Below are 12,709 nucleotides of genomic sequence, written 5' to 3'. Positions count from 1 at the left end.
GACGCCAATTGCGCCCACCACACACCTCTGAGACAATCGCGAATAATTCTCGTTAGTTTAAACTTTATTCGGTGATGCCTTGTCGTCGGCCCAGACCCCACACAGTGAGCTTGTTGGCGCGTTGTATCGCGACCATCGTGGCTGGCTGCTGGCCTGGCTACGGCGCAACGTGGCTTGCCCGAGCCGCGCCGAAGACCTGAGCCAGGACACCTTCATGCGCCTGCTGGGCCGTGACGGCCTGCGCGAACCTCGCGAGCCACGCGCCTTTCTGGTCGCGATTGCCAAGGGTTTGCTGTTCGACTACTTCCGCCGCGCCGCCCTGGAACAGGCCTACCTCACCGAATTGATGCTGATCCCGGAAAGCGAACACCCATCGCCTGAAGCGCAGCAACTGATCCTCGAAGACCTCAAGGCCATCGACCGTCTGCTCGGCAAACTGTCGAGCAAAGCCCGCGCCGCCTTCCTCTATAACCGCCTCGACGGCCTGGGCCATGCAGACATCGCCCAGCGCCTGGGTGTGTCGGTGCCGCGCGTGCGCCAGTATCTCGCCCAGGGCATTCGCCAGTGCTACATCGCGCTGTATGGCGAGCCATCGTGAGCCTGATCAGCGCCAAGCCGGTGTCGGCCCGTGTGCTGGACGCCGCGATTGCCTGGCAACTGTCCCTCGATTCCGGCGACGGCAGCGTGGTGGAACAGGAAGAATTCGCCAAGTGGCTGGCCAGCGACGAAGAACACGCCCGCGCCTGGCGCCAGCTGGGCATGCTCGACCAACGTTTCAGCGCAGCTTCCGGCCCTGCGCGGGCTGCATTGTTGCAATCGCGCGAAACTGCGCACCAGCGCATGCGCAAACTGGGCCGTGGCCTGGCGAGCATCGCGCTGGTGTGTGGCCTGGCATTGTTTGCCGGCGAACGCTATGTGCCCATCCACTATTGGCTGGCCGATCAACGCACCGCCACCGGCGAGCAGCGCACCCTTGAGCTGGCGGACGGCACCCGGATCAACCTCAATACCCACACGGCCATTGACGTGCGTTTCGACGATAAACGCCGCGTGATTGTGTTGCAGGAGGGCGAAATCCTGGTCGAGACCGGCCATAACGATCCGCGCCCGTTCTCTGTACAAACCCGCGACGGCAACCTGCGGGCGCTGGGTACGCGGTTCATCGTGAGGCGCGAGGACGACGCCACGCGCCTGAGCGTGCTGCAATCGGCGGTGGCCGCCCAGCCTGAAGCATTGCCTCAGGAACAGATTTTCAAGGCCGGCGAGCAAGTGCTGATGCGCAGCGACGGCCTTGGTGCGCCGCTTGCCGTTCCGCCGGCCAGCGACGCCTGGACCCGCGGCATGCTGGTGGTCGACAACGCCCGCCTGGGCGATGTGGTGGCTGAGCTCGGCCGTTATCGCAGCGGCCATCTGGGTGTGGACGACAGCGTGGCCGACCTGCGCATCACCGGTAGCTTCCCGCTGCACGACACCACCCTGGCGCTCAATGCGCTGTTGCCGACCTTGCCGGTGCAGATCGAGCAGCACACGCCGTGGTGGGTGACCGTCAAGGGTAGGCCTTAGGTTCTGCGGCATCTGAAGACCGTTATCGGGGGCAAGCCCCCTCCCACACTTTAATTTGTGAACGCGGCCCATTGTGGGAGGGGGCTTTCCCCCGATGAGGCCCACAAAAACACCGCCCAAAAATATTTTCACCCCGCCCTATCACTTTCCGATTCTCGTCCGGCACCTAGGCAATTGAGAAATATTTCCATTCAGGAGCCACCCATGTCCCGCACGCTAGACACTCTGTTGCGCCCCAGCCTGTTAGCCGTGGCCATTGCCCTCGGTGCCCCGCTGATCAGCCCCACGCTGATCGCCGCCGAACAGTCCACCAGCGTGCGCGCCTACAACCTGCCGGCCGCGCCACTGGCCGCCACCCTGAACCAGATTGCCAGCCAGGGCGGTCTCGCGCTCACCCTCAACCCGACGCTCGCCGCCGGCAAGACCTCGGCACCGGTCAAAGGCCAGTTCGATGCCCAGGGCGCGTTGCGCGAAGCCTTGCGCGGGACCGGGCTGCAGTTGGAGCAGAGCAGCGCCGGGACATTTACCCTGGTGGCGATTGCGGACGGCGTGGTGGCGTTACCGCAGACCAGTATTATCGGTCAAAGCAATTACGAGAGCGCCTGGGGGCCCGCGGAAGGCTACCTGGCCAAGCGCACTGCCGCCGACACCAAGACCGACACGGCCCTGGTCGAGGCGCCGCGCTCGATCTCGGTGGCGACCCGCGAGCAAATGCAGGATCGCAACGTGCAGAACCTCGACGACGCGGTCAAATACATGCCCGGCATTGTGTCCGCCAGCTACGGCAGCGACACCCGTTACGACTGGATGCGCGTGCGTGGCTTCGAACCCACCCAATTCCTCGATGGCCTGCCCCTGCCCCGTGGCGTGTACGCCAACCCGAAAGCCGAAACCTGGAACCTCGACCGCCTCGCCCTGCTGCGTGGCCCGGCTTCCTCGGTTTACGGCCAGACCCCGCCGGGCGGCCTGCTGGACATGGTCAGTCGCCGCCCCAGCGCCGAACAGAGCAGCGCCATCCAGGTGCAATACGGCAGCGACAACTACCGTCAGATCAACTTTGCCAGCACCGGCAAGATCGATGATGAAGGCCAGTTCCTGTACGGCCTCAGCGGCGTGGTGCGCGATGCCGGCACCCAGGTCGATCACATCGACAACAAGCGCTACAACATCGCGCCGAGCCTGACGTGGAATATCGACACCGACACCAAGCTGACGCTGCTGTCGCAGTTCACGCGTGACGATACTGGCGCCACCAGTCAGTTCCTGCCGATCGTGGGCACCAAGATCAAATCGCCATTGGGCGACGTATCACATCACAAGAACCTGGGCGATCCAGATTACGAGTTCTACGACCGCACTTACTACGCGCTGGGCTATGCCTTCGAGCATCGCTTCAACGATACCTGGCAGTTCAAGCAGAACCTGCGTTACACCAAGTCGGAGTTGTCGTTCCAGCAACTGACCGTGGGTTCCTATGCCTTCGCTCCAGTGGATGCAGCGGGCAACATGGATCGCCTCTCGACCAACGTCGACGAGAACATCGGACAGTTCGCGGTGGATAACAACTTCCAGGCCGACTTCGCTACCGGTGATGTCACCCACACCCTGTTGCTGGGTCTGGACCACCAGCGGACCGACACCTCGTACCTGTCGATCTTCGGGGGGGCCGGGCGCGTCAATATCTTCAACCCGGTCAATACCACGCCGGTAGTGCGCCCGGCGCGCTCCGATGCGTTCTACGACTACAACCAGAAAACCGTGCAGACCGGCCTCTACGTGCAAGATCAGATGGCCCTCAACAACTGGCGCCTGACCCTCGGTGGTCGTGAAGACTGGGTGCACCAGGGCACCACGTACTTCAACAAACAAGACGCGACCAACACCGACCGCAACAAAAACTTCAGCGGCAACGCGGCAGTCAGCTATGTGTTCGATTCGGGCTTCGTGCCATACCTGTCCTACGCCGAATCCTTCCAGCCAGCAAGCAACGCCAGCGCCGACCCGGTCAAGTCGTATAAGCCCACCGAAGGTAAGCAATGGGAACTGGGAATCAAGTATCAGCCACCGGGCTCCAATACCTTGCTGAGTGCGGCGATCTATAGCCTCACGCAGAAAAACGTACTGGTCACCAGCACCGGAACGAGCGGCACCCCGATCACCGACCAGACCGGCGAAGTGAAAGTCAAAGGCCTGGAACTGGAAGCCGTTTCTGACGTGACCGAGAACCTCAAGGTGATCGCGGCGTACACCCTGGCCAAATCCGAAGTGCAAAAAGGCGACTTCAAGGGCAACCGCCTGCAACTGATGCCCAACCAGCAGGCTTCGCTCTGGACCGACTACACCTGGCACACCGGCGTACTCGACGGCTTCGGTATCGGCTTCGGCGCCCGCTACACCGGCAATACCTATGGCGACCAGGGCAACACCTGGCTGGGTAAGGCCAACGCCTACACCGTGTTCGACGGTGCGGTGCATTACGACCTGGGCCGCCTCGACAACAGCCTCAAAGGTGCATCGGTCAAACTCAACGCTACCAACCTGTTCAACAAGGACTACATTTCCACCTGTGACGGTTCCTACTGCTACTTCGGCGACCAACGCAGCGTTGTCGCCAGCGCCACCTACCAGTGGTAATCGGCTGAGTTAACGACCAGGCCGTCCACAGGGGCGGCTTTGGTGTGTCTGAAGGCTAGAAAATGAAAAGCAAAACCATCCGCCGCTGGTCCTTCGTCCACACCTGGACCAGCCTGATCTGCACCGTTTTCCTGCTGCTGCTCGCCCTCACCGGCCTGCCGCTGGTGTTTCACCACGAGATCGATCACCTGCTGGGCAACGAACCCGAGCTCAAGCAGATGGCCGCCGATACGCCACAGCTCAACCTGGAGCAACTGGTGGCCAAGGCCCAGGCCCATCGCCCCGGCGAGGCCATGCAGTACCTGGCCTGGGACGAGGACGACAAGAACGGTGTGATCGCGATCATGGCCGCCACGGCCGGTACCGAGCCGAATGCGTCGCATACCTTCATGCTCGATGCGCGTACCGGCGAAACGGTGGAGATGCCTTCAGCCAATGGCGGGCTCACCCTGTTCCTGTTGCGCCTGCATGTGGACATGTTCGCCGGGCTGCCAGGCAAACTGCTGCTTGCGTTCATGGGCTTGCTGTTCGTGCTGGCGCTTGTATCAGGGACGGTGCTGTACCTGCCGTTCATGCGCCGCTTGAAGTTCGCCACCGTGCGCCAGGACAAATCCACCCGCCTGCGCTGGCTCGACCTGCATAACCTGATCGGCGTGGTCACCCTGACCTGGGCGCTGGTGGTGGGCGTGACCGGTGTGATCAGCGCCTGTGCCGACCTGATCATCGCCGCCTGGCGCCAGGACAGCCTCGGCGCCCTGATCGAACCCTACAAAGACGCCCCGCCACTGACCCAACGCGCGCCGGCAAGCGATTTGCTGAGCATCGCTGCCAAGGCTGCGCCCGGCATGCAACCGGACTTTATCGCCTTCCCCGGCACGCGCTTCTCCAGCGAGCATCACTACGCCGTGTTCATGAAAGGCAGTACCCACCTCACCTCCCATCTGCTCACACCGGTGTTGATCGACGCCAGCACCCTGGCCGTCACCGCCATCGCCGAACGGCCGTGGTACATGGACGCCATGGGCATGTCCCAGCCGCTGCACTTCGGTGACTATGGCGGCATGCCGATGAAAATCCTGTGGGCGGCGCTGGATGTGCTGACCATCGTGGTGCTGGTCAGCGGGATTTACCTATGGAGCGTGCGGCGCAAGGCGGGCAAGGCATGAGGCCGCGACAGTCGAGTTTCTGGAAGGTGTTTGGCATTCCGCTGGGGATTGGCCTGCTCAGCGCCGCCGGGTTGTTTGCGGCGTTGCTGGGGGATGGGGGGTGGGATTCGTTGAGTTGGGTGGGGTTGGGTATACCGGCGGGCATTGGTGCCTGGGCGTTGGTCAGGCGGCGTGGCTGATGGCCTCATCGGGGGCAAGCCCCCTCCCACATTTGATTTGTGAACACATTCAAGTGTGGGAGGGGGCTTGCCCCCGATGAGGCCATCAGCTCCAGCGAAAATCTCCCTCGCCAGCCACCGCGCAACCCTCTAGGCTAACCCCAGCCTATTTCGAGGAATGCCCATGTCCGCCCCCAGCATGACCTTGTTCCACAACCCCGCTTCGCCCTTCGTACGCAAAGTCCGCGTGTTGTTGATCGAGACCGGTCAGCAGGACCGTGTCGCCCTGCACGCCTGCCTGCCCACCCCCGTCAACCCGGACGCCGAGGTGGTGCAAGGCAACCCGGTCGGCAAGATCCCGGCCCTGCGCCTGGCCGACGGTTCGGTGCTGCACGACAGCCGAGTGATCCTCGATTACTTCGACCACCAGCACGTCGGCAACCCGCTGATCCCCCGCGACGGCTCGGCCCGCTGGCGCCGCCTGACCCTGGCCTCGATGGCTGACGGGATCATGGATGCCGCCGTGCTGGTGCGCTACGAAACCGCCATGCGCCCGGTGGAGAAACACTGGGACCAGTGGCTGGACGAGCAGCGCAACAAGATGCGGCGTGCACTGGCTGAGCTGGAACAGGACGCCATCGCTGAACTGGCCAGCCACTTCGACGTCGCCGCCATCAGCGTGGCCTGCGCCCTGGGCTACCTCGACTTTCGCCACCCGGACCTGCAATGGCGCGCGGACAATCCCAAGCTTGCCGCCTGGTACGCCGAGGTCAGCCAGCGGCCTTCGATGCAGCAGACCCAGCCGCCCGTCTGACCTTCACCCGGACCCAATGTGGGAGGGGCGGCGGCGTGATTGAGGAAGGTGACCATCCTGGCCTTCATTTGCTGGTCTTCGCGCAACCCGATCATTGCACCGCCTCCACCTTGCGCTTGCCTACCCCATACCAATCCAGCTTGCGTGTCAGCACCATCACCGTTCCGAGCAGGCCGAACAGCAGCAACGAGCCCATCAGCAACGCGTAATCCTCGGCACTCAGCAGCCCGTACAACAAGCCATACAATGCCGCCAGCCCCGCCGAAAAGCCCAGGCCGTGGGCCACGCTGCGCAGCACATGGCACACGTAGAAACCAATCAACACCACGCAGGCGCTGGCCGATATCAGATAAGCCAGGGCAAACCCCAAATGCTCGGACAGCGACAGCAACAGCAGGTAGAAGAACGCCAGCGCAACGCCCACCAACGCGTATTGGACGGGGTGCACCGCCAGGTTCTTGAGTACTTCGAACAGGAAGAAGCCGGCAAACGTCAGGGCGATGAACAGCAGCGCGTATTTGATCGCGCGGTCGCTCTTGAGGTACTGGTCCACCGGGTCGATGAAGTTCACACCGAAGCTGCGGTTGTTGAAGTCATCACAGCCTTGGCGGTCCAGGCAGGTTTGCAGGGCCTGTTCGAGGTTCGTGGCGAAAAACGAGGTCTGCCACTTGGCAGTGAAACCCTTGTCGGTGACCTCGCGCTGTGTCGGCAGAAAGTTGCCGACAAAACTCGGGTGCGGCCAGTTGGAGGCCAGTGATACCTGGCTGGTCTTGCCCACCGGCACCACCTGCAGTTGTTCGGTGCCCTGCAGGCGCAGGTCGAAGGCGAAATCCACGGCGGCAGGCTTTTTGCTGTCCTGCTCCGGCAGCATCACATGCACGCCCTCGCCCAACCAATCAACTTGAGAGCTCGGCGAAAACGCCAGGCGCTGCTCGCCCAGCTCCAGCTCCAGCGCGTTTTCGATGCCGCGAATATCGCTGATGCCCACGGCCAGAAACGCCGGTTCAAAACGGTAATCGGCGAAGTTTTCCGTGATACCCAGTTGCGCAGGCAACTCGAAACGCCCACTGATGCGGTTGTCGGCATGGAACAACCGCGCCTGGTAAATGCCCCGGGCGCGCAGTTCGGTTTGCACCTGGCCGTCGAGTTCGAAACGCTCCGGCAGAAAATACAAGCGGCCGCGCTCTTCACGGGTTTCCTCGTAGCGTTTGTTGAGCTTTTCATTGAGCTTCCACTCGCGCACCGTCTTGCGAAACGGCACCACCAGCACCGGCCCGGTGAGCCGCTGGGCGAAGCTTGAACTGCGGGCGATGTCCATCAATACGCCGTCGCGCAGTTGCTGGCGGTCGCTGATGATGCCGTTGATCATCAACAACGGAATCAGCAACAGCAGGATCAGCAGCGCAATCGCGCCAAGTTTGAAAAGCAGGCTGCGGTTCATGGGTCTCTCCCTGTTTTGATGGGGAGAGTCTGGGCAGCCTGTGTGGACGGTTTATGTGGGCAATGTGGAGACTGTGTGGAGATGCAGCACCGCTTGCACGCCACCCGGTACGTTGCCGACCTGCAACGCGCCGCCGTGCAGTTTCATCACTTCCTCGACAAAGTTGAGGCCCAGCCCGGTGCTTTTGCGTCCGCTGGCCGGGCGCGGCAGGGAATAGAAACGCTCGCTCAGGCGCGGCAAAGCGTAGTCGGGAATCGGCGCAGCCTGGTTGAACAGGCTGACGTGAACGTCGTTGTGCCGTACCTGCGCACTGAACCGCAGCGCGCCGCCGGGCGGGGTGAAATCCAGGGCGTTGTCCAGCAGGTTGCCCAGGGCCTGGCGCAGCAGGAAAGGCTCGCCATACACCTTCACATCAGCCGAAATCGTCTGCTCGACGTGCAACCCGGCGCCTTCGATCCGCGCACACTGGGCGTTGAGAGCAGCCTCGACCAGGGCCGCCAACGGGATGTTCGACTGCTCTTCCAGCCCCTGGCGTTGCTCCACCTGCGCCAGGTTCAACAGCCGCTCGATCAACTGCTGCAGGCGCGCGCTTTCGCTGTCGATATTGCCGACAAAACGCTGCTGCTGTTCGCGTGTCATGTCGCCCTGCAGCAACTCCGCCGCACCGCGAATCGCCGCCAGCGGGCTTTTCAGTTCGTGAGTCAGGGTATGTACATAGTGTTCGACATAGGCCTTGCCCTCCAACTGTGTGCGCATGTGCTCGACAGCGGTGGACAACTGCTTGAGCTCGCCGCCCCGGTAATGGGGCAACTCGGCACGACGGCCTTCGCTGACGGCCTCGGCATAGGCGGTCAGGCGTTTCAGGGCGACGCTCAGCCACCAAGACAACAGTGCGCCCAGCAGCAGGCCGAGAATGACCAGCCCGGCGCCGTACCACAGCAGACGGCGCTCGGTACGGTCAACGTAGGGCTGCAACGAGCTGTTGGGCTTGGCCACGGTGACCACGCCGATGATCCGGCCCTCGTCGCGAATCGGCGCGCCCACATGCATCACCGATGAAGCAGGGTCATCCGGTGCGCTGCGGGTGGAGCGCGCGCCATATTCGCCGCGCAGGGTCAGGTACACGTCGTTCCATTTCGAATAGTCCTGGCCCACCGCTTCGCCGGTGGAGTCGAGCAACACCGTGCCGTGGGCGTCGGTCACGTAGATGCGGTGGTTGACCTGGTTTTTCGGCAGGCCCCAGATCACCGCGCCGGGTTGGCGATTGCCGTAAGCCTTGAGCAACTCTGGCCAATGGCTCTGGCCGAGGGTGCCGTTCTTCACATCATTGCGCAGGATTTCGGCGAGCAGGTTGGCGGTGTCCACCAGGGTTTCTTCGGTGGACTGGCGCACGCCGGGGCGGATTTCCTTCATCACAGTGCTGAGCACAAAATAGCCGGTGAGGCCGATGAACAGCGCGTACACCAGGAAAATCCGCAGCCCCAGGCGCATCAGCTGTGGCTCGGGTTGTAGCTGTAACCCAGGCCGCGATGGGTCTGGATCGGCTCAGCCTCGGCCGCCACGTTGCGCAACTTGCTGCGCAGGCTTTTGATATGACTGTCGATATTGCGCTCGTAGCCGGCGTCGGCCGGTACCCCCACCGCGTCCAGCAGTTGCTCGCGGCTGAACACACGTTCGGGTTGCTCCAGCAGGCTTTGCAACAGAAGGAATTCATGACGCGTCAGGCTCAGCGGCTGGCCGCGATAGTGGATCTGCATGCGCTCCAGGTCCACCTGGAAGACAGCAGGCGCCACACCCGGCCCGACACGCTTGAGAATCGCCCGCACCCTTGCGGCGACTTCACGCGGGCTGAACGGTTTGACCACATAATCGTCGGCGCCGATCTCCAGCCCCACCACGCGGTCGATCTCGCCATCCCGCGCGCTGAGGAACATCACCGGCACTTCGCTGAACCGGCGCAGCTGCTTGCAGGTTTCAAAACCTGTGATGTCAGGCAGGCCGATGTCGAGGATGATCAGGTCGGCCGGGGTATGACGCTGATGCTCCAGCGCCGCCTGGCCGAGGCTCAGCCAGGTGGTGGTAAAGCCCTCGCCCTGCAGGGCGAATATCAGCGTGTCGGCTATCGCCGCTTCGTCTTCGACAATCAGGATATGCGCCATGTGGGTCCGTCAGCAGTCCGGTTTGTCGGCAGTGTAGCGACGCGCCGGGTTAACCGCTGCACCGAATTCACGCAGGGCCTTGGCGCCGATCAGCAGCGGGTAGTTGAAGCTGCTGCGGTCGGTGAGGTTGACCTCCACGGTACGCTTGACGTCGCCCAGGCACATTTCCAGATCGATCACCGGGCGCTTGGCCACACTGGCTTCGTCCTTGTCGTCATCTTCATCGGCGCGGCTCTTGATCTTGCTGATGCGCGAGACCTTGTGTTCGTAGACTTTGTTGTCGGCGTCCTTGCCGCCGAGGCGGAAGCGTACCCAATCGTCGCCATCACGGGTGAAGGTCTCGATGTCACGGGCCGACAGCGAGGCGGTCAGCGCGCCGGTGTCCATCTTGGCCTTGAAGGTCTGGCCGATTTCCGGCAATTGGATGTATTCGTAGCGACCGTAGAGGGTCGGTTCGGCAGCCATGACGGGCAAGGCCGCGAGAGCGAGCGAGGCTAGGAGCAGTTTCACGACGTGATTTCCTCGGAGAGAAGTAGGCGAATTCTAGACCGCAAAGGCGGCACTTAGTTAGCTCGTTCCCGCGCTGCGTGTGGGAACGATCACATTGGTGCGGCGAATCGGGATTTGGCCTCTGGACTCAAGCTGCTTATCATGGTCCGTCCACAGAATTCCAAGAGTTATTTATGCGCCGCCTGCTCACCGGCTGTCTGGTCACACTGCTGCTGTTACTCAACACGCTGATCCTGATCGGCCCCTTGATGGTATTCGCCCTGCTCAAGCTGGTGGCGCCGGGCCGCTGGCGTGACTATGCGTCCTGGGCGGTGATGTGGATCGCCGAGACCTGGGCCGAGATCGACAAGCTGATCTTCGCCGTGTGCATTCCAACCCAATGGGATATTCGCGGCGGTGAGGACCTGCGGGGTGACACCTCTTACCTGGTCATCAGCAACCACCAGTCCTGGGTGGATATTCCCGCATTGATCCAGGCGCTGAACCGGCGTACGCCGTTCTTCAAATTCTTCCTGAAAAAAGAGCTGATCTGGGTGCCCTTCCTCGGCCTGGCCTGGTGGGCGCTGGATTACCCGTTCATGAAGCGCTACACCAAGGCGTTCCTGGCCAAGCACCCGGAGCTGGCCGGACAGGACCTGAAGATCACCAAACAGGCCTGCGAGCTGTTCAAGCGCCAGCCGGTGACCGTGGTCAATTACCTGGAAGGCACGCGGTTCAGCGAGGCCAAACGCACCCAGCAGGATTCACCGTTCACCCGGCTGCTCAAGCCCAAGGCAGGCGGCGTCGCGTTTGTACTGGCGGCAATGGGTGAGCAACTGGACGCCATCCTCGACGTGACCGTGGTCTACCCACAACACAGGATTCCGGGGTTCTGGGATTTGATCAGCGGCGCGGTGCCGAAGGTGATTGTGGATATCCGCACCCGTGAACTGGACCCGGCGTTGTGGCAGGGGGATTACGAGAACGATCCGGCGTTTCGCCAGACCGTCCAGAACTGGGTCAACCAGCTCTGGACGGAGAAGGATGCGCGCATCGAACACTTGCGCGCGGAGCGGTCTTAGCTACCGGTGCCCCAGGCCTGGGCCAGTTTGCCCAGTACCGAGCTGTCGGCGCCCTGCCCGCCCAGGTATTGCAGGATCACCGGGGCAAACTGGCCGATCATGCCGCTGTCCATGCCCAGGGCGCTGAACGCAGTGTTCAAGTCATTGGTGTTTTTCACGTTACCCAGCAGGCCGTCCAGGCCGCTGGTCTTGCTGCCGCCGTTCTGGCCGAGCATCCCGCTCAGGGCACCAAGGCTGCCCAATGCATTGTTACCCGACAACTTATCGAGGCCTGGCACGCTGTTGCCCAGCTGCGCAAAGTCGTTGCCGCTCAGTTTGTTCTTGGCCAGGCCCAGCATGGCGCCGGTGCCACCGACCGCTTGCTCCGGGGTGATATTGAGTTGCGAGGTCAGGGCCGTCAGCAGGTCGGCCGTTTCCGATGTTGGCGCGGCGGCGGCGGCTTTGTTGTTGCCACCCTGCATGCCGGAAATGGCGTTGGCTGCATCGCCAAGGCTGAAACCTGCGGCGAACACCGGGCCGGCGGCCACGGTCAACAGGCAGGAAAGGGCGAAACCGCGTGAAATCTTCATCAAGACAACCTCAGGAGATAGGTGCAAAGCAGGCGTTGGACTGGGTATCCCGTCGGTTGTTCCGGAACCCATTGGGGATAAGCGGGTCCATGAACTGACTACAAAATTTGTCAGGAAGAGACTTATGACTGCGATCCACCCCCAAGCGATTGAGCACAAGCCTGCGTTCTGGAGCCGCCCTCGCCTGTTCATTGGCGCCTGCGCCGTGGTGGTTGCCGGTATTGGTGGCGCGCTCTACACCCAGGACAGCGTCAAGTCCGCGGCGACGTTGGTGACCACCACCCAGCAGCCGGCCGCACAAATCATGGCCCACAAGGATTACCTGGAAGTGCAGCCGATTGCCGCCACGGCACCCGCGCCAGACCAGAGCCTGGAGCTGTGGGCAATTCCTAAAGATGGTACGCCTGTGTCCCTGGGCCTGTTGCCGGAGGACGGCAAGGGCATCATCGGCCTCAACCCGCGCCAGCAGGAAACCATCAGCCAGCCGGTGGAGTTGATGGTCAGTTCGGAGACCAAAGGTGGTTCCATCAGCAAACAACCGACAGGCCCGACCGTCTACCAGGGCGCACTGGCCACACGCTGATCCCCCCTCCCACAAAAAAAGGGCGACCCATAGGTCGCCCTTTTCATTTGC

13 protein-coding genes are annotated in these 12,709 nt (G+C 62.4%); 8 read left to right on the top strand and 5 right to left on the bottom strand.

Annotated features, from left to right (window positions below; translation table 11 throughout):
* Positions 1-79 precede the first annotated feature (79 nt).
* The 6 genes from PspCFBP13528_RS03025 (at position 80) to PspCFBP13528_RS03000 (ending at position 6,335) form a co-directional block, all read left to right on the top strand.
* On the top strand, positions 80-598 hold the full coding sequence (locus PspCFBP13528_RS03025; protein ID WP_057723624.1) for an RNA polymerase sigma factor: 519 nt from the start codon (positions 80-82) through the stop codon (positions 596-598).
* Complete coding sequence (locus PspCFBP13528_RS03020; protein WP_137199617.1) at positions 595-1,563, top strand: FecR family protein; 969 nt, start codon at positions 595-597, stop codon at positions 1,561-1,563. The genes PspCFBP13528_RS03025 and PspCFBP13528_RS03020 overlap by 4 nt, the downstream gene beginning before the upstream one ends.
* Before the next feature lie 204 nt (positions 1,564-1,767).
* Positions 1,768-4,197, top strand: a complete 2,430-nt coding sequence (locus PspCFBP13528_RS03015) for a TonB-dependent siderophore receptor (protein WP_137199616.1) — start codon at positions 1,768-1,770, stop codon at positions 4,195-4,197.
* A gap of 62 nt (positions 4,198-4,259) precedes the next feature.
* Positions 4,260-5,363, top strand: a complete 1,104-nt coding sequence (locus PspCFBP13528_RS03010) for a PepSY-associated TM helix domain-containing protein (RefSeq protein ID WP_137199615.1) — start codon at positions 4,260-4,262, stop codon at positions 5,361-5,363.
* Positions 5,360-5,542 carry a hypothetical protein gene (locus tag PspCFBP13528_RS03005; protein WP_137199614.1) on the top strand — a complete coding sequence of 61 codons (183 nt, stop codon included), beginning with the start codon at positions 5,360-5,362 and terminating at the stop codon, positions 5,540-5,542. The genes PspCFBP13528_RS03010 and PspCFBP13528_RS03005 overlap by 4 nt, the downstream gene beginning before the upstream one ends.
* Before the next feature lie 163 nt (positions 5,543-5,705).
* Positions 5,706-6,335: a glutathione S-transferase family protein gene (locus tag PspCFBP13528_RS03000; protein ID WP_065949512.1), complete on the top strand. Its 630-nt coding sequence runs from the start codon at positions 5,706-5,708 to the stop codon at positions 6,333-6,335.
* Positions 6,336-6,426: 91 nt separating this feature from the next.
* Here the strand turns inward: PspCFBP13528_RS03000 and creD are convergent, their stop codons facing one another.
* Genes creD through PspCFBP13528_RS02980 form a run of 4 tightly spaced genes read right to left on the bottom strand, consistent with a single transcriptional unit; the run spans position 6,427 to position 10,445 of the window.
* On the bottom strand, positions 6,427-7,776 hold the full coding sequence (creD, locus tag PspCFBP13528_RS02995) for a cell envelope integrity protein CreD (RefSeq protein WP_137199613.1): 1,350 nt from the start codon (positions 7,774-7,776) through the stop codon (positions 6,427-6,429).
* A gap of 51 nt (positions 7,777-7,827) precedes the next feature.
* Entirely contained in the window at positions 7,828-9,267 is a 1,440-nt protein-coding gene (creC, locus tag PspCFBP13528_RS02990) for a two-component system sensor histidine kinase CreC (protein ID WP_137199612.1), read from the bottom strand.
* A complete protein-coding gene (gene creB / locus PspCFBP13528_RS02985; protein ID WP_065949509.1) occupies positions 9,267-9,935 on the bottom strand; it encodes a two-component system response regulator CreB in 669 nt (222 codons plus the stop codon). The genes creC and creB overlap by 1 nt, the downstream gene beginning before the upstream one ends.
* Positions 9,936-9,944: 9 nt before the next feature.
* A complete protein-coding gene (locus PspCFBP13528_RS02980; RefSeq protein ID WP_065949508.1) occupies positions 9,945-10,445 on the bottom strand; it encodes an ATP-dependent zinc protease in 501 nt (166 codons plus the stop codon).
* A gap of 173 nt (positions 10,446-10,618) precedes the next feature.
* On the opposite strand from PspCFBP13528_RS02980, the gene PspCFBP13528_RS02975 reads away from it, so the two are divergent.
* On the top strand, positions 10,619-11,506 hold the full coding sequence (locus tag PspCFBP13528_RS02975) for an acyltransferase (RefSeq protein WP_065949507.1): 888 nt from the start codon (positions 10,619-10,621) through the stop codon (positions 11,504-11,506).
* Here the strand turns inward: PspCFBP13528_RS02975 and PspCFBP13528_RS02970 are convergent.
* Positions 11,503-12,075, bottom strand: coding sequence for a DUF2780 domain-containing protein (locus PspCFBP13528_RS02970; RefSeq protein WP_065949506.1), 573 nt, complete (start codon positions 12,073-12,075; stop codon positions 11,503-11,505). The two genes, PspCFBP13528_RS02975 and PspCFBP13528_RS02970, sit on opposite strands and share 4 nt — an antisense overlap.
* 124 nt (positions 12,076-12,199) lie before the next feature.
* Here PspCFBP13528_RS02970 and PspCFBP13528_RS02965 point away from each other — a divergent pair, with 124 nt between their 5' ends.
* Positions 12,200-12,658, top strand: coding sequence for an anti-sigma factor (locus PspCFBP13528_RS02965; RefSeq protein WP_065949505.1), 459 nt, complete (start codon positions 12,200-12,202; stop codon positions 12,656-12,658).
* Positions 12,659-12,709: the final 51 nt, after the last annotated feature.

This window comes from Pseudomonas sp. CFBP13528 (assembly GCF_005233615.1).
GTDB classification, from domain to species: domain Bacteria; phylum Pseudomonadota; class Gammaproteobacteria; order Pseudomonadales; family Pseudomonadaceae; genus Aquipseudomonas; species Aquipseudomonas fluorescens_AM.
This window is presented reverse-complemented; position numbering and strand designations above follow the sequence as displayed.

Excerpts from the sequence above, each read along its gene's own strand:
- creC (WP_137199612.1), bottom strand. The coding sequence starts at position 9,267 with ATGCGCCTGGGGCTGCGGATTTTCCTGGTGTACGCGCTGTTCATCGGC.
- PspCFBP13528_RS02970 (WP_065949506.1), bottom strand. The coding sequence starts at position 12,075 with ATGAAGATTTCACGCGGTTTCGCCCTTTCCTGCCTGTTGACCGTGGCC.
- PspCFBP13528_RS03015 (WP_137199616.1), top strand. The coding sequence starts at position 1,768 with ATGTCCCGCACGCTAGACACTCTGTTGCGCCCCAGCCTGTTAGCCGTG.
- creD (WP_137199613.1), bottom strand. The coding sequence starts at position 7,776 with ATGAACCGCAGCCTGCTTTTCAAACTTGGCGCGATTGCGCTGCTGATC.
- PspCFBP13528_RS03005 (WP_137199614.1), top strand. The coding sequence starts at position 5,360 with ATGAGGCCGCGACAGTCGAGTTTCTGGAAGGTGTTTGGCATTCCGCTG.
- PspCFBP13528_RS03000 (WP_065949512.1), top strand. The coding sequence starts at position 5,706 with ATGTCCGCCCCCAGCATGACCTTGTTCCACAACCCCGCTTCGCCCTTC.
- PspCFBP13528_RS02965 (WP_065949505.1), top strand. The coding sequence starts at position 12,200 with ATGACTGCGATCCACCCCCAAGCGATTGAGCACAAGCCTGCGTTCTGG.
- PspCFBP13528_RS03010 (WP_137199615.1), top strand. The coding sequence starts at position 4,260 with ATGAAAAGCAAAACCATCCGCCGCTGGTCCTTCGTCCACACCTGGACC.
- PspCFBP13528_RS02975 (WP_065949507.1), top strand. The coding sequence starts at position 10,619 with ATGCGCCGCCTGCTCACCGGCTGTCTGGTCACACTGCTGCTGTTACTC.
- creB (WP_065949509.1), bottom strand. The coding sequence starts at position 9,935 with ATGGCGCATATCCTGATTGTCGAAGACGAAGCGGCGATAGCCGACACG.